Source organism: Phytoactinopolyspora endophytica (assembly GCF_004138495.1).
GTDB lineage: Bacteria > Actinomycetota > Actinomycetes > Jiangellales > Jiangellaceae > Phytoactinopolyspora > Phytoactinopolyspora endophytica.
This window is the reverse complement of sequence record NZ_ML142868.1, coordinates 15,322-35,645: the sequence shown is the minus strand read 5'-3', so window position 1 is coordinate 35,645 and position 20,324 is coordinate 15,322. Positions and strand designations below refer to the sequence as shown.

13 protein-coding genes are annotated in these 20,324 nt (G+C 69.1%); 4 read left to right on the top strand and 9 right to left on the bottom strand.

Annotated features, from left to right (window positions below):
• Window positions 1-120: 120 nt before the first annotated feature.
• Window positions 121-1,176, top strand: a complete 1,056-nt coding sequence (zapE, locus tag ELR45_RS28455) for a cell division protein ZapE (RefSeq protein WP_129669385.1) — start codon at window positions 121-123, stop codon at window positions 1,174-1,176.
• Window positions 1,177-1,422: 246 nt separating this feature from the next.
• Here the strand turns inward: zapE and ELR45_RS28450 are convergent, their stop codons facing one another.
• Complete coding sequence (locus ELR45_RS28450; RefSeq protein ID WP_420813967.1) at window positions 1,423-5,208, bottom strand: ABC transporter ATP-binding protein; 3,786 nt, start codon at window positions 5,206-5,208, stop codon at window positions 1,423-1,425.
• A gap of 79 nt (window positions 5,209-5,287) precedes the next feature.
• Window positions 5,288-5,848 (bottom strand): MarR family winged helix-turn-helix transcriptional regulator, encoded by a 561-nt coding sequence (locus ELR45_RS28445; protein ID WP_129669326.1) that lies wholly within the window; start codon window positions 5,846-5,848, stop codon window positions 5,288-5,290.
• Window positions 5,849-6,054: 206 nt separating this feature from the next.
• Between ELR45_RS28445 and ELR45_RS28440 the strand changes: the two genes are divergently transcribed.
• The 3 genes from ELR45_RS28440 to ELR45_RS28430 all read left to right on the top strand — a co-directional run bounded on the left by ELR45_RS28440 (window position 6,055) and on the right by ELR45_RS28430 (window position 10,058).
• Entirely contained in the window at window positions 6,055-7,137 is a 1,083-nt protein-coding gene (locus ELR45_RS28440) for a LacI family DNA-binding transcriptional regulator (RefSeq protein ID WP_129669325.1), read from the top strand.
• A gap of 147 nt (window positions 7,138-7,284) precedes the next feature.
• On the top strand, window positions 7,285-8,745 hold the full coding sequence (uxaC, locus tag ELR45_RS28435) for a glucuronate isomerase (protein WP_129669324.1): 1,461 nt from the start codon (window positions 7,285-7,287) through the stop codon (window positions 8,743-8,745).
• Window positions 8,742-10,058, top strand: coding sequence for a mannitol dehydrogenase family protein (locus ELR45_RS28430; protein ID WP_129669323.1), 1,317 nt, complete (start codon window positions 8,742-8,744; stop codon window positions 10,056-10,058). Before uxaC ends, ELR45_RS28430 begins: the two co-directional genes overlap by 4 nt.
• A 52-nt stretch (window positions 10,059-10,110) precedes the next feature.
• On the opposite strand, the gene ELR45_RS28425 is transcribed toward ELR45_RS28430, so the two are convergent.
• The 7 genes from ELR45_RS28425 to ELR45_RS28395 all read right to left on the bottom strand — a co-directional run.
• Window positions 10,111-12,468, bottom strand: coding sequence for a HelD family protein (locus tag ELR45_RS28425; RefSeq protein ID WP_205857438.1), 2,358 nt, complete (start codon window positions 12,466-12,468; stop codon window positions 10,111-10,113).
• Window positions 12,469-12,474: 6 nt separating this feature from the next.
• On the bottom strand, window positions 12,475-13,275 hold the full coding sequence (locus tag ELR45_RS28420) for an IclR family transcriptional regulator (RefSeq protein ID WP_165368184.1): 801 nt from the start codon (window positions 13,273-13,275) through the stop codon (window positions 12,475-12,477).
• Window positions 13,276-13,336: 61 nt separating this feature from the next.
• Window positions 13,337-14,422, bottom strand: a complete 1,086-nt coding sequence (locus ELR45_RS28415; RefSeq protein WP_129669321.1) for an electron transfer flavoprotein subunit alpha/FixB family protein — start codon at window positions 14,420-14,422, stop codon at window positions 13,337-13,339.
• 57 nt (window positions 14,423-14,479) lie between these two features.
• Window positions 14,480-15,313 (bottom strand): electron transfer flavoprotein subunit beta/FixA family protein, encoded by an 834-nt coding sequence (locus ELR45_RS28410; RefSeq protein ID WP_129669320.1) that lies wholly within the window; start codon window positions 15,311-15,313, stop codon window positions 14,480-14,482.
• A 13-nt stretch (window positions 15,314-15,326) separates the two neighbouring features.
• A complete protein-coding gene (locus ELR45_RS28405) occupies window positions 15,327-17,861 on the bottom strand; it encodes a GcvT family protein (RefSeq protein ID WP_129669383.1) in 2,535 nt (844 codons plus the stop codon).
• Window positions 17,862-17,948: 87 nt separating this feature from the next.
• A complete protein-coding gene (locus ELR45_RS28400) occupies window positions 17,949-19,646 on the bottom strand; it encodes a formate--tetrahydrofolate ligase (RefSeq protein ID WP_205857436.1) in 1,698 nt (565 codons plus the stop codon).
• A partial coding sequence (locus ELR45_RS28395; protein WP_205857435.1) for a methylenetetrahydrofolate reductase occupies window positions 19,643-20,324 on the bottom strand: 682 nt, incomplete at its 5' end. The genes ELR45_RS28400 and ELR45_RS28395, both read right to left, overlap by 4 nt.

Sequence of the window (20,324 nt, the reverse complement as noted above, 5' to 3'; positions counted from 1 at the left end):
TGGCAGCGCTCGGAGCATCTGGATGAAGAGCGCGAAGGACGAGCCCATATCCTTGGATCCGTGCCCGATCAGCTGGTGAACCGCCGTCCCCAGGTCTCGGTGTCTCGGCTCATCGCGGAGATGGTTCCGCCGCCACGTTTCGGCGAAGTCAGATTCGACTCGTACATCCCGGACCCCGCCCAGCCGACCCAGAGCGACGCCGTCGATGCGCTGAGCGCCTTCGCCGGAACTGTCGGTGCCGCGCGGCGCCGTCGTCGTGGCTGGTTCGGCCGCAGGGCCGCGACATCGGGCATCGGCGGCTCCGACGCACGGAACTCCGACGCACGGAACTCCGACGCACGGAACTCCGACGCACGGAGATCCGACGGTGACGGTCGTCCGGGCGTATACCTCGACGGCGGTTTCGGCGTCGGCAAGACGCACCTGCTGGCATCGCTCTGGCACGCCGCGGCCGTGCCGGCCGAGCAGAAGACGTTCTGCACGTTCGTCGAGCTCACCAACCTGGTCGGCGCGCTCGGATTCGGCCCGACGGTGGAGGCGTTGTCGCAGCGCCGGCTCGTCTGCATCGACGAGTTCGAGCTCGACGATCCTGGCGACACCGTGCTCATCTCGACGTTGCTCACACGCTTGGTCGAGGCGGGTGTGAAGCTGGCCGCCACCAGCAACACACTCCCGGACAAGCTGGGAGAGGGACGCTTCGCGGCCGAGGACTTCCTCCGCGAGATCCAGGCGCTGGCGGCGAGGTTCGACGTGTTCCGGATCGACGGGGAGGATTACCGGCACCGAGGCCTGCCGGACGCTCCGCAGCCGCTGACCGACGACGAGGTCGTGGTGCTCGCAGCCCGTGAAGACACGGCGACCCTGGATGACTTCGACGCGCTCTGCGAGCATCTGGCGACGGTGCACCCGTCCAGGTACGGGCCGATGCTGGACGATGTGTCCCGGGTGCACCTGCGCGGCGTGCGCACCATCGACGACCAGAACGTGGCGCTGCGTCTCGTGGTACTCGTGGACCGTCTGTATGACCGCGACGTCCCGGTCGTCTCGAGCGGGGTTCCTCTGGACCGGCTCTTCGCGGAGGACCTCCTGGCGGGCGGTTACCGCAAGAAGTACTTCCGTGCGGTGAGCCGTCTCGTCTCCTTGGCCCGAGACGGCGGCGACGCGGCGCTCCGCTGACGAGCTCACACTCCTCACACTCCTCACACGCCTCCACGGTCGGGCCTGCAGCACGTCCCATCGATGCTGCAATTCGTGTTGGATGCTGCAATCTGTGTCGCTAAGGACTCGGTTCGGCGCCTATAGCGACACGAAATGCGGCATCCGGTACAGATTGCAGCATCGACGGCGTCAGCATCGCGCCGGTGGAGCACGTCGTCATCGACCGACCACGATGCGGCCTGGTGCATGCACGAGGCCGCACCCTCAACCTTTCGGGGAGCCGTTCTTGTCTGGTGTGGCGGTGTTCTCGCCGACGTAGGTTGCCCACATCTTCGCGTAGGCGCCGCCCGACGCCACCAGGTTCTCGTGGGTTCCGGTTTCGACGACCTTCCCGTGGTCCAGGACGACGATCCGGTCCGCCTGAGCGGCCGTGGTGAGCCGATGAGCGACGACGAGTGTGGTGCGGCTCCCGGTGAGCCGGTCGGTGGCCTGCGCCACGGCGGTCTCCGTGGCCAGGTCGAGCGCCGCTGTCGCTTCGTCGAGCAGGAGGATGTCCGGATCGACCAGATGTGCCCGGGCCAGCGCCAGCAGCTGGCGCTGGCCGCTGGAGAGATTCCGGCCTCGCTCGTCCACGGGATGTCGGTATCCGTGCTCGAGCTGCGCGATCATCGGATGGGCGCCGACGGCGCGGGCCGCCGCCTCGACTGCGGCATCGCCGGCCTCCGGCCGTCCGTACGCGATGTTGTCCCGGACCGTTCCCGGGAACAGATACGCCTCCTGCGGTACCACACCGAGGCGGTGCCGGTACGCCGCCATCTGGAAGTCGCGGATGTCGACATCGTCCACGCAGACCCGGCCGCCGGTCGGGTCGTAGAACCGAGCGACCATCTTGACCAGGGTCGACTTCCCCGCGCCGGTCTCGCCGACGACCGCCACCGTCTCGCCCGGCCGGAAGGCGAGGTCCACCCCGGCCAGTGCTTCGGCGTCGTCGGGGTTGTACCGGAAGTGGACATCGTCGAAGACGACGTCGCCGTTGAGGCGCTCCGGCACCTCGCGTGGGGAGGACGGGCGCGGGGTGCTGGTCGGCGTGTGCAGCAGCGTGCTGATCCGGCGCAGCCCGACCGCGGCCTGCTGGTAGCTGTCGAACACCTGGGAGAACTGCTGGACCGGGGCGAAGAGGAGCTCGATGTACAGAAGATAGGCGATCAACGCGCCCGCGGTGAGCGCGCCGTCGTCGATCATCTCCGAGCCGGCGATGAGGATGAGCAGCGACGTCGCATGCGCCATGAACTGCACGAACGGGAAGTAGGTGGCGATGTAGCGCTGACCGCGCAGCCGTGTGTTGCGGAATTCGAGACTGCGCGCGGCGAACCGTGTCCGGTTGTGGTGCTCGCGGCGGAACGCCTGCGTGACCCGGAGCCCGGCCAGGTTCTCCTGCAGGTCCGCGTTGACGACGCCGACCTTCTCTCTGGCCTCGGTATACGCCCGTGAGGACCGGGCCCGGAACACCAGGGTGGCCACGATGAGAACCGGCAGCACGGCGACGACGACGAGGCCGAGCTGGATGTTCATCACCAGGAGTATCACCAGCACCGTGATGAACGAGACGACGCTGACCACGGCCGTGGCGAGCCCGGTCTGCAGGAAGTTGCCCAGGGCGTCGATATCAGTGGTCATCCTGGTCATGATCCGGCCGGACATCTCGTGCTCGTAGAAGTCCAGTCCGAGCCGCTGCAAGTGGGAGAAGGCCTTGACCCGCAGCGTGTAGAGCAGCCGCTCGCCGGTGCGGCCGGTGATCAGTGTCTGCGCCCGCAGCACCACCCAATCGGCGATCACGATGCCGGCACCGACCACAGCGGCGAGCAGGACGATGCCGTTGGCCTGGTCCTGAACACCGTGGTCCACCCCGAGCCGCATGAGCATGGGGAAGGCCAGCGTGGCGAGGGAATGCAGCGCGACCATGAGCAGGCCGGCCAACAGGACCGTGACCAGCGGCCGAAGCAGACGAGGCAAGGAGAAGCGGGGCTCGGGCGCGCGAGCGTAGCGCTGGTCGACATCGGGGGTGTCCGTGGCCGGTGGTAGCGCGTCAACCTGCGCGAGCAGCTCGGGCGAGGCGGGCAACGAGGCCATCTGGCCGCTCAGCGGACCGCCGCCTCCGCCGCCTCCACCGCCGCCGAGTCCACCCATTCCACGGCCGCCGGCGCCGCCCGCTGGTCCGCCCGCCGCGGAACCACCCCGGCCGGGACCGAGGACGACGGCGGCTGGGCCGTCGCCGTTCTCCAGGGGTTCGTCCGGCCAGAGCTCAGGTGTGACGCCGTCGATGCGGGTGTCCGCGGGGTCGTCACCGGTGTCGGCCTGTCCGGTGAGCAGCGTGCGGTAGAGGGCGCACCGTACGACGAGCTCATCGTGGCTGCCGGTGTCGACCACGCGGCCGGCGTCCAGAACGGCGATCCGATCGGCCAGGCTGATCGTCGAGCGGCGATGCGCGATGAGGATCGTCGTCCGGCCGGCCATGAGACGGCGCAGGGTGCCGTGGATCTCGGCCTCGATACGGGCATCGACGGCGGACGTGGCATCGTCGAGCAAGAGAATGTCGGGGTCGCTGAGCAGCGCCCGGGCCAGCGAGATCCGCTGGCGCTGGCCGCCGGAGAGCGTCAGGCCCTGCTCGCCGACCACGGTGTCGTAGCCGCTGGGCAGTGCCTGTATGAACTCGTCCGCCTCGGCGGCCTTCGCGGCGGCGATGACGTCGTCCTCGGTGGCTCCGGGACGGCCGTAGGCGATGTTCGAGCGGACGGTGTCGGAGAAGAGGAAGCTGTCGGCCATGACCGGACCGATGCGGGCACGCAGGGAGGCGAGGGTCAGGTCACGCACGTCGTGGCCGCCGACCTTCACCGCCCCGGCGTCGGCGTCGTAGTAGCGGCCGAGCAGGGCGGAGAGCGTCGACTTGCCGGAGCCCGACGTGCCGACGATCGCGACGGTCTCCCCGGGCTCGACCGTCAGGGACAGCTCACGCAGCACCGGCTGTTCGGGTTCGTAGCCGAAGCGAACGCTGTCGAACTCGACGCTGGTGGGTCCGGGTTCCAGGTCGATGGCGCCCGGCGAATCGGTCACCAGCGGCCGGGCGTCGATCAGCTCGAACACCCGGATGACGCTCGCCTTGGCCTGCTGCCCCGCGGTGAGCAGGTTCGACAGCATCCGGACCGGACCGACCATCTGCGTCAGGTAAGTGGAGAAGGCGAGGAACGTGCCGAGCGTGATGTCGCCCCGGATCGCGAGCCAACCTCCCAGTGCCAGGATGCCGACCTGGCCGGCCGCCGGGAGCGCCTGCAGCGACGGGTTGTACAGGCTGTTCAGCCGGACCACCCGCATCCGGGAGGAGAACAGCCCGGTCGCCGCGTCGTCCAGCTTGCCGAGCTCCTGGCGTTCCTGGCCGAAACCCTTGACGACCCGGACGCCGGTGACGGCGTCGTCGACGATTCCGGCGACCGTGCCGGTCTGCTGTTGTGCGTGCCACGCGGCGGGGAAGAGCCGCCGGCGGGAGGCGTTGGCGATGTAGAACAACCCGGGTCCGACGGCGAGGAAGACCAGGGTGAGCACGGGGGAGAGGACGACCATGATCACCAGCGAGATGAGGAAGAGCAGCATGTGGCTGGTCATCATGGTGAACATCTGCAGCAGGCCCTGCACCATGTTGAGGTCGGAGATGGAGCGGCCGATCACCTGACCGGTGCTCAGCTGGTCCTGGCGGGCGCCGTCCAACCGGGACAGCGTCGCGAACAGCCGGGTACGCAGGTCGTACTGGACGTCGAGAGACATCCGGCTGCCGAAGTAGCGCCGGGCGAACTGCGACACGAACGTGATGGTGGCGGCGACGATGAGCGCTGTGGCGGGCCAGAACACATCCCGGTCGCCCGCGAGGATGACATCGTCGATGATCGTCCTGGTGATGAGCGGTATGGAGGCCATCGCCGCCATGCCGACCAGCGCGGAGCCGAAGGCGAGGACGACGCTGCGTTTATGTCTCCAGCAGTGCGAGATGAGCCGGGACAGCCAACCAGGCGTATCGCCGGGTGAGCCCGGATCGCCCGGCGTGTTCGTCTCGGTACGGGAAGATGTCGGGTCGCCGTTGTCAGGTGTGCGGGGTGGCGTGGCTCTCTCCTTCGGGTGGTGTGCGTCTCTGCGCGGCGCGGCTCTCTAAGACGGCTTCGATGTGCGCGAGGTCGTCGACGAACCGTCGAGGGTCGTGGAGCTCGCCGAGAATGTCGCCGAGCCGCTCGGCGAGCACTCGGTCCGCCTCGTCGAGCGCAGCCCGGCCGGCGTCGGTGAGCTCGAGCCGGACCACACGGCGATCGTCGTGGTCTCGGATACGGGACGCGAGACCGGCGTTGACCAGGCCGTCGGCGAGTGCCGTCAGGGTGGGTTTACGGACCCGCAGCGCGTCGGCCAGTCGAGCGGAACGCTCACCACCGGCGCTGAGCCGGACCAGCATCCGGTACTGCGGCATCGAGAGCCCAGCAGGCGTGGCTGCCGTGACCGCACGCTGGAGCCGCACCAGAGTACGCACGGCGCGACGCGCGTCCGGATAGGGAATCTCCGCACCGGCCCGGATATCCGGAACAGCCCCTGTCTGTGGGTCGGCCGCCGGCGGCTCCCGGTCGGCCGCCGAAGCGCCATGCGAGTTGCTGGGCATAGTACTAGAACCTAATAGTTAGAGGGTCGAACCTCAACCTGTCCTGGACCTCAGGTGAGACCTGGTGCCGGAGGCTGCAGATCACCAGGATCAGCCGCTCGGGCGGCGCTCGTGACTGTCCAGACGATTGCGCCCATACACGACATCGATGGCACACTATGTGCGGCAAGCGGTTGCGTGAGCTTCCGTGTCCGGGGAAGGCAGGGATGGGCAGCAGACAGGGCAGATCGATGCCCACCATCTATGACGTCGCTCGGGAATGCGGCGTCGCGCCATCGACCGTATCGAGGGCCCTGTCACAGCCCGGTCGTGTGAGCGCGACAACCAGCGAGCGGATCCACGAGGTGGCCGCCCGGATGGGCTATCAACCTAACCCGCTGGCGAAGTACCTGCCCACAGGGCGGACCGAGACGATCGTCCTGATCGTGTCGGACATCGCCAACCCGGTCTACTCGCCGATGATCCGTGGCGCGGAGGAAGCGGCGTCGCGCGCGGGCTACACCCTGGTGCTCAGTGACATCGAGGAGTCGCCGGAGCGGGAGCGCGACGTCATGGAGAAACTTCTGCGCACGGTGGACGGCTTTGCGCTTGCCACGTCGCGCCTGTCCGACGCCGCGATCCGTACCATCGCCCGGCAACGTCCGATGGTCACGATGAACCGGGTGACCCAGCAGGTCCCCAGCGTGGTCCCGGACAACGACCAGGGCATGCGGGCGGCAGCCACCCACTTGGCTGACCTGGGACACAGCCGGGTGACCTATATCTCGGGCCCGGCGACCTCGTGGGCGAACGTGGTGCGCTGGCGGGCGCTGCGTTCGGTAGGCGAGCAGCTGGGGATGAAAGTACGACGGATCGGGCCGTACGCGCCCACCGTTGCCGGTGGATGGGCGGCCGCGGCCGACCTGGTGAAACCGGACTCGAAGGCACGCTCCGGCAATCGCGGCGCCGGGGAGGCGGCATCGGCTCCGGTCAGGACGGCGGCGGCCACGTCGGCCGTGATCGGCTACAACGACCTGCTGGCGATCGGCGCCATGCAGGGCCTCTCTGACCTGGGCTTGAGCGTTCCGGCTGACGTCAGCGTGGTCGGTTGCGACAACATCCTGGGGTCGGACTGGTGTACGCCACCGCTGACCACCCTCGCCTCTCCGCTACGAGAGCTCGGCGCCACCGGGGTGCGCAACCTGCTGGCCATGATCAAGGGCGCGCAACCTCGGAGCCGTCGCCCCGTCGTGCTGCCGTCCCAGCTCATCGTGCGGGAGTCGACCGCCGCGCCGGCAAAGGGCAATTAGTACCCGCTCGGCGACGACGATGACACATTCCGTGGCGGATGACACGTTCGGAGACCGAATGTGTGATCCAGCCGCCCCGCCCGGCAGCGAGCGGCAAGAGCTGGCAACCGGTTGCCGAACTGACCGGTCTGGGGCGACCATGGCACGATGGGCGAAGACGACCGAGGGCGCACGCGCCGGACACCGCATCCCGATCGGCTGTTACCGGCCGAGCCGCACCTGCGCGACATTGCCCGGCGCCTCTACCAGCGGGTTTGTGAGCTGCCGGTGGTCTCGCCGCACGGACACGTCGACCCTGGGATGCTGGTCCGCGACGAGCCGTTCCCCGACCCGGCGACGCTGTTCATCACCCCGGACCATTATGTGACCCGTATGCTGCACGCGCACGGAGTCGGCCTGGACGAACTGGGTGTGGCGCAAGGGCCGTTGGACGAAGCCGGCGCGCGTGCCGTGTGGCGGCGGCTCTGCGAGAATTGGCCGGCGTTCCGGGGCACACCGATCCGGTACTGGCTGGAGGCGGAGCTGGCCGAGATCTTCGGCGTCGAACAGCAGCTTGCAGCGGAGACGGCCGACGAGACCTACGACGCGGTGGCGCAACGCCTGAAAGACCCGGCGTTCCGTCCGCGGGCACTCTACGCGCGGTTCGGGATCGATGTCCTGGCCACCACGGATGACCCCTGCGACGACCTGTCCGACCATGCGGCGCTGCGGGACGATCCGACGTGGGACGGCCGGGTCGTGCCGACGTTCCGCCCCGATGCCTACTTGGAGCCGGCCGCACCCGGCTGGCCGGAGCGTGTCAAGCGCCTGGGTGCTGCCGCCGATGTGGACACGAGCTCGTACGAGGGCTATATCGCCGCTCTCGAATCGCGTCGGCGGTACTTCATCGCACACGGCGCGACCGCCACCGACCATAGCCATATCGACCTGGGAACGGAGCCGCTGGGACGGGACGAGGCCCGGCGGATATATGCCTCTGCGCTCGCCGGACAGGCGACGGCGGCGGAGGCGACCGCGTTCCGGCGGCACATGGTCGCTGAGATGGCCCGGATGTCCTGCGACGACGGGCTGGCGATGGCCGTGCACCCGGGGATCGTCCGCAACCATCACCGGCCGACCTTCGACAGGTTCGGCGGGGACACCGGGCACGACATCCCTGCCCAGCTGGAGGTGGTGCGGGCGCTCCGGCCGCTGCTTGAGCGCTACGGCACTCACCCCGGCTTCCACCTGGTGTTGTTCACCGTCGATGAGACCCTGTACTCGCGGGAGATCGCGCCGCTGGCCGGCTTCTACCCGAGCGTCTACGTCGGCGCGCCGTGGTGGTTCCTGGACACCCCGGACGCGATCCGCCGTTTCCGGCACGCGGTGACCGACTCGGCGGGATTCGGCAAGACCGCGGGGTTCGTCGACGACACTCGAGCGTTCTGCTCGATCCCGGCCCGGCACGACCTGTCCCGGCGGGTCGATGCCGGAGTGCTCGCCGAGTACGTGGCCGAACACCGACTGGACGAGGATGAGGCGGCCGAGGTCATGGTGGAGCTGGTCGACCGTCAGCCCCGGGTGGCGTTCAAGCTCGGCGGCGGGTCCGGGGCGGAGGCGCCGGCATGAGCAGTGATCGACCCGTCCGGATCGTGCACCTGGGACTCGGTGCATTCTTCCGCGCACATCAGGCCTGGTACACGGCGCACGCTCCGGATGCGGCCGATTGGGGGATCGCAGCCTTCACGGGACGGCGCCCCGGCCTGGCTGATGCCCTGAATGAACAGGGCTGCCGATACACGTTGATCGAGCGGCACCCAGACGGGGACCGCGCGGAGACGATCGCCAACCTGGTACGCGCACATGCCGGAACGGATGAGGACGCCTGGCTCGCAGCCGTCGCCTCACCCGAGGTCGGCATTCTCACGCTGACGGTCACGGAGGCCGCGTATCCGGAGGATCCGAAACGGGACGAAAGCCTCGCGGCCGATGTGCGCGCGCTGGCCGAGAGTCCTCGGGCGTCCAGCGTCACGGGGCGTGTGCTGGCCGGATTGCGTGCCCGCAGGGAGGCCGGTAGTGGTCCGTTGGCGGTGGTGTCGTGCGACAACCTGCCGGACAACGGCACTGTCCTGCGGCGCGCGGTCCAGTGGGCGGCCGAGCACGTCGACGTGGAGCTGGCGGCATGGATCGAGGCCAACGTCTCGTTCGTCAGCACAGTCGTCGACCGCATCACGCCGGCGGCCACGGATCAGGACCGGGCAACGGCCAAGGAACTGGCCGGATGGGCTGATCAATGCCCGGTTGTCACCGAGCCGTTCTCCGAGTGGATCCTGGCCGGCGACTTCCCGGCCGGGCGCCCGCGCTGGGAAGACGCCGGCGCGCGGTTCGTCGACGACGTCGAGGTGTTCGAACGTCGCAAGCTGTGGCTGTTGAACGGCGCCCACTCGCTGCTCGCCTACGCCGGCGCCACCCGTGGTCACGAGACCGTCGCCGCGACGATGCACGACGACGTATGCGTGCGCTGGATGAACGAATGGTGGGACACCGCCCAGCGACACCTGGAGCTGAGCCCGGACGAGGTCGCCTCCTACCGCGCGGCCCTGACCGAGAGGTTCGGTAACCCACGTATCCAGCACAGGCTTGCCCAGATCGGCATGGACGGGTCGCTGAAGCTCCCCGTGCGCATCCTGCCGGTGCTGCGTGCGGAGGTCGCGGCCGGAAGGGAACCCGTCGGCGCGCTGCGGACGCTTGCGGGCTGGATCCGCCATCTGCGCGGCGACACCTTCGACGTCCGCGATCCGGCGGCAGCCGAGTTCGTCGCCGCCGCACAGGGGCCCGTGAATGATGCGGTGCGCTCGGTGCTCGCCCGGCTGGACGGGGAGCTGGCCGAGCGGGCGGACGTCGTCTCCGTCGTCGAGGAGCTCACACAAGAACTGGAGTGACGAGCCCGCCGGAACCGGATCGTGGAGGCCGGCCGGTCTACGCCTAGACGTGTCAGGGCGCCGGGGCGTCGGCGAGGACCGAGAGCTCGTCGGGAAGCTCACCGGTGTGCACGACGCCCAGGCGCTGGGTGGGCCGGGTGACCGCGACGTACAGGTCGGTCGCGCCGTGAGACGAGTCGGCGAGGATCTGCGCCGGCTCCACGACGATCACCGCGTCGAACTCCAGCCCCTTGGCCTGGTCGACCGTCAGCACCACCACCCGCGCGTCCAGGGCTCCCGGGCCGTCGGCGCCGTACGCGACCACCCGGCCGACGCCGTCGTCGCCGGCCGGCTCCACCGCGTCGCCGCCGCTCCGCGTGAGCTCGGCCGTCTGCTCCCCGCCGAGGCCTCGTTCGAGCTCGTGGTAGACGTCATCGGAGAGGGCCTCCGGCACGACGACGGCGAGCCGGCCTTGCTCTTGCCCGGCGATCTCGGCATCCACCGAGGCGACGACCTCGGGAAGGAGCGTCGCCGCGGAGGCCGGCACGGACCATGGGCGCTCACCGGTGGACCGTACCGACTCCGGTGGCTCGAGCATCGGGTCGATCGCGGCGAGGACGTCGGCTGCCACGTCCATGACCTCGGCCGGAGTGCGGTAGTTGACGGTGAGCGTCTCCATCCGCCAGCGCCCTTCGGCGTGCGGGTCGAGCACCGATGCCCACGACCGTGCACCACCCGCGGCGGAGGTCTGTGCGATGTCGCCCACGACCGTCATGGACATGCCGGGGATCCGGCGCAGGACCATCCGCCACGCCATCGGGGACATCTCCTGGGCCTCGTCCACGATGACGTGCCCGTACACCCAGCTGCGGTCGCGGCTCGCCCGTTCACCCACGCTGGTGGAGACGGGCGCGCCGCGGTATCGCTCGGCCACCTGGCCCGCGTCGACCGGGAAGCCGAGGTCCAGGCCGGTCAGCAGCTCCTCAGCGAACTCCGCCTCCGCGCGGCGTTCCGCCTCCTCCCGCCTGGCGGCGGCGAGAGCAGCCTCGTCGGGGACGTCGCCGAGCAGCTCGGCCGCCTCGTCGAGAAGGGGGACGTCCGCCTCGGACCAAGCGCCGTCGGGCGTGTACCTGGAGTCGTAGAGAAGCTCACGCTCGTCCGGTTCCAGCGGCCGGAACGCGGCGGCCAGCATTTTCGGCATGGACAGCACCGTGGCCAGCAGCTGCTGCGGGGTGAGCGAAGGCCAGAGCTCGTCCAGCACCACTTGAACGTCCGGATGCTGTTGAAGCTCCGCGCGGGCGTCGGGCACCTCGTCCTCGTCCACTGTCCGCCCGGGCCGTTGCAGGTACTGTCGGGCCAGCCCGGTCAGCAGCTCGCGCACGAACACGGGGCGGGCCTCGTTGTGCGGGCGGCGCGAGCGCCTGGCGCGGGTGCGGGCAGCGCGGATGTCGTCCGGAGCGAGCTCCAGGGTGGTGCCGTCGACGTGCACCGGGATCGCCTTGCGGGGCACACGCTGGTGGTTGCGGACGGCGGAGGTGATGACGTCGCTCATGCGCAGATCACCCTTGAGCCTGGCCACGGCGTCCGGCTCGCGCCGGCCGGGCGTCACACCGGGGACCAAACCGCCCACCGTGCTCAGCGTCACGCCGGTCTCGCCGAGTGACGGCAGGACCTGGTCGATGTAGCGCATGAACGTCTCGTTCGGGCCGAGGACGAGGACCCCGCTGCGCTCCAGCCGGTCGCGGTGCGTGTACAGCAGGTAGGCCGCCCGGTGCAGCGCCGCGACGGTCTTGCCCGTACCCGGCGCTCCCTGCACGACGAGTATGCCCGCCAGCGGAGAACGGATGATGCGGTCCTGCTCGGCCTGGATGGTGGCGACGATGTCGGACATCCGGCCGGTGCGGTGGGCGGTGAGCGCGGAGATCAACGCCGCCTCGCCATGGACGGCGCCGGCCGACGGGCCCATCCCGTCGACGGTGAACACCTCGTCGTCTATGCCGGTCACCTTCCGGTGCCGGACCTGGATATGCCTGCGTCGGGCGAGATTGCCCGGGTTGGCGGCGGTGGCTCGGTAGAACGGTTCGGCGGCGGGCGCCCGCCAGTCGATGAGCAGCGGGTTGTACTCGTCGTCGGCGATCGCCATCCGCCCGATGTGGGAGACCTCGCCGTCGCGCGTGTCCAGCCGGCCGAAACAGAGCCCGCGGTCGACCCCCAGGAGCCGCTCCATCCGCCCCACCTCGCGGTCGACGAACGCCTCCCGTTCCCACACCGCTTGGTGGTTGAAGCCGGGCTGCTTGTACAGCTCGGCCAGCCGGTCGGTCGTGCGCTGGCGTAGCCGGTCCAGGCGTTCGTACAGCATGGACACATACGCCTGCTCGTGCTCCAGAGCGTCGGCCCTGGTGTGTGCGCCGTGATCAGGCGGATCAGACACAGGCACTCAGTTGGATTCCTCTTCCAGCGGCGGCGGGTATCCGAACGACGCCGATGCCATCTCGGCGGCCTCCATGACCAGCGGTACCGTCTCGTCCAGTTGTGCCCGGTCGAGCCGGTACGACGGACCGGAGAGGCCGATGGCGGCGATGACCGAGTCGTCGGCGCCGTAGACGGGCGCCGCGGCGGCGCTGAGGCCCTCCTCGAACTCCTCGAACGACGTCGCGTAGCCGTTCGTGCGGACCAGCTGGACCTCCTGCGACAGCGTGTCCGCGTCGATGATCGTGAAGTCCGTGTACCGCTCGTGCGGACCGGCGATGATCGAGCCCTGTTCTTCCTCCTCGAGGTGGGCGAGGAACACCTTTCCGGGCGACGTGCAGTGCAGCGGCGTACGGCGACCCAGCCAGCTCCGGCTGGCCACCGTCGATGTGGACAGGATCTGGTCCACGGTGACCGACTCGTTGCCTTCGAGCACCGAAAGCGTGACCGTCTCCTCACTGTTCTCGGCAAGCCATTCGCAGCCGGCTTGGGCCTGCCGGGTCACCTCCGGGCCGACGGTGACGGAATGCGCGAGGTGGACCAGGCCGAATCCCAGACGGTACTTGCCGGTCTGTATGTGCTGCTCGACGAGACCACGGCTCTCCAGCGTGCTGATCAGCCGGAACGCCGTAGATTTGTGGACGCCCAGGGCGTTTCCCACGTCGGTGACACCAGCCCAGTCCGTACGAGCGAGAAACTCCAGAATGGCGATCGCTCGCTCCACGGACTGGACGTGACCGGCCGTCCGGGTATTGCTGGTTGACTCCACGTGAGGTGAGTCTACCGACCAGTACCTGAGAATCCGGTCAGCCCCGTGTCGCCGCGCGACACTAGTGCGCACGTCGGTGAATCTCGTCGACGATGGCCGGCACCACGTCCGCGACGTCACCGATGACCGCGTAGGTGGCCCGGTCGACCATGGGTGCGTCCGCGTCGGTGTTGATGGCCAGGATGGCTTTGGCACCCATGCATCCCACCCAGTGCTGGGTGGCGCCGCTGATTCCGCAGGCGATGTAGAGGTCGGGGTTGACCTTTGTGCCGGTCTGGCCGACCTGGTCGCTGTGCGGGCGCCAGCCGTTGTTCGTGACCACGCGTGAGCAGCCGACCGCCCCAGCCGTCAGCTTCGCCAGTTCCTCGAGCGAGGCGAATCCGTCGGCGCTGCCGACACCGCGCCCACCGGAGACGACGACTCGGGCCGTCGCCAGGCTCACGCCCGCGTCGCGGGTGGTGCGTTCGACGAGCCGGCTCGCGACGAATGCGTCGTCGAAGCGTGGCTCGAAGACCTCCACCGCCATCGGCTGCCCAGCTCTGGCGGCACCGCTGCTGTCGTGCGTCGCGTCGTCGTTCGGTTCTGCCGAGCCAGGCACGATGGTGGCGAGCGCGACGGGCGCCGCCAGCTCCGCGTCCTCCAGCAGCATCCCACCCTGCCGGACCCGGGTCAGCCGCCAATGCTGCGCCCCGGCCCCGTTCTGGCTGGTCGCGCCAGGGTCGTCCGGGGGCGCGGACGCCACGGCGCTACAGTTCGTGGCGAGCGGGAGATCAGCGCGGGCCGCGGCCTGCGCCATGATCTCGTTGCCCCGGTCGGTTCCTGCCGCCACGACGGCTGACGGCTCGACCCGGCGGATGAGCTGGGCCAGCGACTCGCCCCAGCGTTCCGGGGAGTACGTCGCCAGCTCCGGGTGAGCGACCGAATGGATCGCCGACACACCGAGCCGCTCCAGCCGCGACCGAAGAGCTTCCTCCTCAGCGGCGCTCACACCACCCAGGGTCGGCCCGCTCGGGTCCGCATCCGTGCCTGCGGTGAAGACGACGGCCTCCACCGGTTCGCCGAGGTCGTCCGCTATGGCCCGAGCGACGGTCAATGCCTCGAGCGACGAGGCCGCGACCTCGCCGTTGTGCTCGATCAGAACCAACACCGTGACTCACCTGCTTTCGACTGCATGGTGCGCTGAACGCCCGTGCCGGGTGCCCGCCTACACCATGTCCAGTTCCTCCAGGATGTCGACGATGGCGGGCGCCGCCTCGGGGCCGCGTCCCAACACCACCGTCTCCGTCCGCTTCTCCTCCGGTTGCCGTAGCCGCATCTTGCGCAGCCCGCCCCGGCCGATGGCGATCTCAGACGGCACCGTGTCAATGTCACCGGCGCCGGTACCGGCACCCGCGTCCGGCAAACGAGCGCTGAGCTCGTCCAACTCGGCCTTACGGGCACGGAGCCGCCCGCGCATGCTCGGGTACCGGGGAAGGTTGAGCCCTTCCTTCACGGCAGCCGCGGCCGGAAGCGAGACCTCGTAGACCTCGACGCCAGCCGGCACGTCGCGACGCAGCCTGGCGTGGCGCGCGCCGTCGTCGATGTCGATGCCTTTGATCCCGCCGACGATCGGCAGCCCCAGAGCGCATGCCACCCGCACACCCACCTGGTAGTTCCCGGCGTCCGGCGACTCGTTGCCGAAGAGGATCAGATCAAACGGCGCCCGTTCCGCCTCCAGCCGGCGGACCGCCCCGGTGATCGCAGCCGCGGTCGCCTGCGGATCCAGTTCGTCGGCGCCGGTCTCGACCAGAACCCCTCGATCGGCACCCATCGAGATCGCGTACCTGAGCTGCTCGTCGGCCTCGGCCGGCCCGACGCTGAGCACCGTCACCGCGCCACCGTGCTCCGCGACCAGCCGGATCGCCTCCTCGACGGCGCACTCCTCGTGCGGGCCGACGGTGAACGCCAGATTCCGCGTGTCGACGCGTTGCCCATCATCAGTGAGCTGCGGTGTCCCGCCCGAAGCCGGCACCCGCTTCACACAGACCAGAACCTCCATGAGCTCGGCCTCCTCACCCTTTCATCCGGGAGTCATCCGGATCGAACAGCGGCGTCCGGCCCGCCCGCGCCACCGTCACCGGGTACCGTTCGCCCATGTACTGCACGAGCAGCCGGTTGCCCTCCTCGGCCTGCTCCACCGGCAGGTACGCCATCAGCAGATAGGCGCCGACCGACGGGCCGGACCCGGCACTGGTGACGTACGACGGCCGGCCGATCCGGTCCACCACGCGCTCGCCCCGTACGCTCAGGATGGGCTCGCCACCCTGCGGATACCGGCGCATGCCGGAGGAGTCGTGGTGGTCGTCGACGGTCAGTATGCACATCTCGGCTATCGGCTCGTGTTCCCTGGCCTGCAGGTAACCGTCCTTGCCGATGAAGTCGTGCTCCTTGACCTTCTTCAGCGCCAGCCCGGCGTCGACCGGTGTGTACTCCGACGTCAGCTCCGCGCCCATCAGGCGGTAGCCCTTCTCCATGCGGCCGGTGGTGCCGTAGACGCCGATGCCTGCCGGAATGATGCCGTGCGGGGCGCCCGCTTCGGCGATGATGTCCCACAGCACCCGGCCCTGATCGAACGGCGCGTGCAGCTCCCAGCCGAGCTCGCCGACGTAGGAGACACGCAGCGCCAGCACCGGAACGGTTCCGACCGTGATGTGCCGGGCGGTGGCGAACCCGAAGCCGTCGTCGGTGACGTCGTCGTCGGTGACCGACGCGAGGACGTCGCGGGCGCGTGGTCCCCACAGCCCGAGCGTGCAGGTCGCCGAGGTGAGGTCGGTAAACGTCACCGAGCCGTCAGCGGGTACGTTGCGGCTGAACCAGGCGGCGTCGCGCGCTCCGTCAGAGCCGCCGGTGATCACCCGGTATCGGTCGTCGGCCATCCGGACGACGGTCAGGTCGCTGCGGAAGCCTCCGTTGGGCGCCAGAACGGGGGTGTAGATGAGCCGGCCGACGCGCCGATCGGCATTGGCGACGATCATCCGCTGGATGTAGTCGAGCACGCCCGGTCCGGCGACTTCGAAGTGCGCGAACGCGGACAGGTCGATCATCGCGACCCGCTGGCGCATCGCCAGGTGCTCGGCGTTGATGATCGGCGACCACCACCGTCGGTCCCATTCGTGCGGCCGGTCTTGAAGGAACTTGTGGCCGAACTCTGCCATCTCCTCCAGCAGTGGCCGGTTCGACTCGTACCAGTGCGGCCGTTCCCAGCCGCCGACCTCGAAGAACTCCGCGCCCAGGACGCCCTCCCGCTCGTAGAACGGGGAGAGCCGTTGCTGCCGTGAGGAGAGCCACTGCTCCCGCGGGTGGACGATGCCGTAGGTCTTGTTGAACCCCTCCGAAGTGCGCTCCCGGATATGTGCGCGGGTCCGTTGGTTGGGGTAGAAGCGAGCGATGTCCGCGCCGTGCAGGTCGATCTCGGCGGATCCGTGGGTCATGCACTCGGCGAGCATGCGGCCGACGCCCGGTCCCTCCTTGATCCACACCGCGGCGGCCGACCAGAGACCCTTGACCTCTGGAGTCTCGCCGAGAAGCGGGGAGCCGTCCGGGGTGAGCGAGAGCAACCCGTTGATCGCGTGCCGTACGCCGGCGTCCTCCCGGTCCAGGATGCTGCCGAACAGCTCCAGCGCGTCCTCCATCTGCGGATCGAAGTCCTCGGCGGTGAACGGCAACTGGGTGGGGGAGAGCTGCGCGGCCGCGACGGACGGGATGTCCTCCGGGTCGTGCAGGATCGGCCGGTGCGCGTAGGAGCCCACCTCCAGGTCCGCGCCGCTCTGCCGCTCGTACATGAAGGTGTCCATGTCCCGGACGATCGGATAGGCGATCTCCACACCGGTCGCGGCGAGCTCGGGGATCGGGCCGACGTCGATCATCTGGTGAACCGCCGGTGTGAGTGGGATCGTGGCGCCGGCCATGCGCGCGATCCGGGGGCTCCACACGCCGCATGCGACCACGACGGTCTCGGTCTCGATGTCGCCGCGGTCCGTTCGCACCTTGGTGACGTGCCCGGCAATGGTCTCGATGCCAAGAACCTCGGTATTGGCGGAGACGGTCAGATCCGCTGTCGCCGCGGCCTGCTCGCGCATCAGCGCGCCTGCTTGCAGCGGGTCGACGACGGCGACGGACGGGGTCCAGAAGGCGAGCCGGATGATGTCCCGATTCATGAACGGCACCAGCTCGACCGCGCGATCCGGGCCGATGAGCTCGGCGTCGATATCCCATGTCACGGCTGAGGACATCCGCCTGCGCAGTTCCTCCTCGCGTGCCTCGGTGCGCGCGATCTCGATTCCGCCGCAGGTGGTGAGCACGCCGAGTTTCTCGTATTGGCGCATCGAGTCCGCGGTGAGGTCGACGATCTCCTTGGAGTGGTCCACCGGGAAGATGAAGTTGGAGGCGTGCCCGGTCGATCCGCCCGGGTCGGGCAGCGGGCCTTTGTCCAGCAGCACGATGCTGGACCATCCGAGGTCGGCCAGGTGGTGCACGAGCGAGTTCCCGACGATGCCGGCGCCGATCACCACCACGTCGGCCCGCCCGGGCAAGGTGTTCGTATTCATGGTCATGACGACCTCCTTTATCGTCCCATGATCATCAACCGATGGACCGGCTATGGCCGGCCGGACAGTTGATGATCATGGGAACGCTCATCTCAAGCCGACGATCTGGCCGTGCTCGTCGATGTCGATCTGCTCGGCGGCCGGGGTCTTCGACAGCGCGGGCATGGTGCGCATGTCGCCGCAGATCGGATAGACGAAGCCCGCCCCGACGGACGCCCGTACCTCGCGGACCGGGAGTCGCCACCCGGTGGGTGCTCCCTTGAGCGCAGGGTCGGCCGACAGAGACAGGTGTGTCTTGGCGATGCAGACCGGCAGTCCACCGAAACCGCACCGCTCGTAGGTCTCCAGCTGGCGTGCCGCGGCGGGCGACACGTCGATCCCATCCGCCCCGTACACCTGGCGCGCGACCGTGTCGATCTTGTCCGTCAGGGACAGGTCGTCGTCGTAGAGCAGCTGGAACTGCGACGGCTCCTCGCAGGCGTCTGCGACCGCCTCGGCCAGCGCGACGGCGCCCTTTCCGCCCTCCGCGAAGTGGGTGCTGATGGCGGCGCGGACACCTTCTTCCTCCGCGACGTCGAGGATCGCTTGCTGCTCGCTGGCGTGGTCGGTGGGGAACGCGTTGACCGCGACGACCGGCGTCACACCGTGCAGCCGGACGTTGGCGATCTGCTTGCGCAGGTTGGCCGCGCCGATCAGGACGTCGTCGGGGTTCTCCGCGAGGAGCTCGTCCGGGAGCGGCCGACCGGCCACGATCTTGTATTTGCCGGAGTGCGCCTTCAGCGCTCGTACCGTTGTGACCACCACGGCCGCGTCAGGGACCAGGCCGGAGACGCGGCATTTGATGTTGAAGAACCGCTCCGCGCCCATGTCCGCGCCGAACCCGGCCTCGGTGATCAGATAGTCCGCCCCACGGATGCCGATCCGGTCGGCGACGATCGACGAGTTGCCATGCGCGATGTTGCCGAACGGGCCGCAGTGCACCAGTACCGGAGTCTGCTCCATGGTCTGCATGAGGTTCGGCTTGATCGCCTCGGACAGGATCACCGCCATCGATCCGGCCGCTCGGAGCATCTCTGCCGTGACCGGTTCGCCTTCATAGGTGTAGCCGACGACGATCCGGCCGAGCCGCTCGCGCAGGTCCTGCAACGACGACGCCAGCGCGAGCACCGCCATCACCTCGCTGGCCGCGGTGATGTCGAACCCGGTCTGCTGAGGTGCGCCGTCGGCGTTGGTGCCCAGCCCGGTCACGATGTGGCGGAGCTCGCGGTCGTTCACGTCGAGCACGCGACGCCACGCCATCGAGCGCGGGTCGATACCGAGCCTGTTCCCCTGATGGATGTGGTTGCCGACCATGGCCGCCAGCAGGTTGTGCGCGGCGGTGACCGCGTGCATGTCGCCGGTCAGATGGAGGTTGAGCGCTTCCATCGGTGTGACCTGGGAATACCCACCACCGGCGGCGCCGCCTTTGATCCCGAACGTCGGACCCATCGACGGCTGCCGGATGGCGACGACGCCGCGCTGCTCGAGCACGCCGAAGGCCTGGCCGAGCCCCACCGTCGTCGTGGTCTTGCCCTCGCCGAGCGGCGTCGGCGTGATGGCAGTGACGACGACGTAACGGCCTCGCGGCCGGTCGTCCAGCTCGGAGATGGCATCCAACGAGATCTTGGAGGCCGCCCTGCCGTACGGTTCGAGCAGGTGCTCGCCGATCCCCATCCCGGCGGCGATTCGATCCAGCGGCAGCAGCGGCGCGCTGCGCGAGATCGTGATGTCAGACGGCATCGTCATGGGTGCCCACCTCCTTCGTGTGCAACCGCCGCCCCGTGTCCCTGCGACCAGCCGAGGTTCTCCAGACTGTGCAGGGTGGCGGCGATCTCGTTGAATGTGTAGATGTGCAGGCCGGCCAGGACGGGTGTGGTGCCGGGCCGTGGCCGGCGGGGACCGTGCGGCTTGACCTGGGCGTTGTGGTCGTCGTGGTCGGCGAACCCGTCCACAGCGTGTGCCGCCAGCTTGCGTACGAGCGCGTCGGGCCGGTAGGCGGAGCCGAAAAGGCGACGCGCGATGGACCGGTTCCCGCGCGCGAACCGGATCGAGTCGCCCACGCCGATCCTGGTGCCGACCCGTAGGAGCTTCGACGCGCTGACGGCTCCGGGTATGCCGGCGACGATCGGCAACCCGATGCCCCGGGTCCGGGCGTCTACGACGAAGCGGGAGATGGCGTCGGCGTCAAAGCACATCTGTGTGACGGTGTAGGTGGCGAACTGCTGTTTGGATGTCAACGTCTGCCACAGCGTCTCGTCGTCGATGGCCGGATGGCCTTCCGGGTAGGACGGGATGCCCACGTGCGCGAACCGATGTCCGGACGCGTCGATCGCCTTGAGCAGGTCCAGGCCGTCGGAGAACATGCCCGCCGGGGTCTCGGCGTCGCCGCCTACGACGAAGATGTCGCTGACCCCTGCCCGCTCG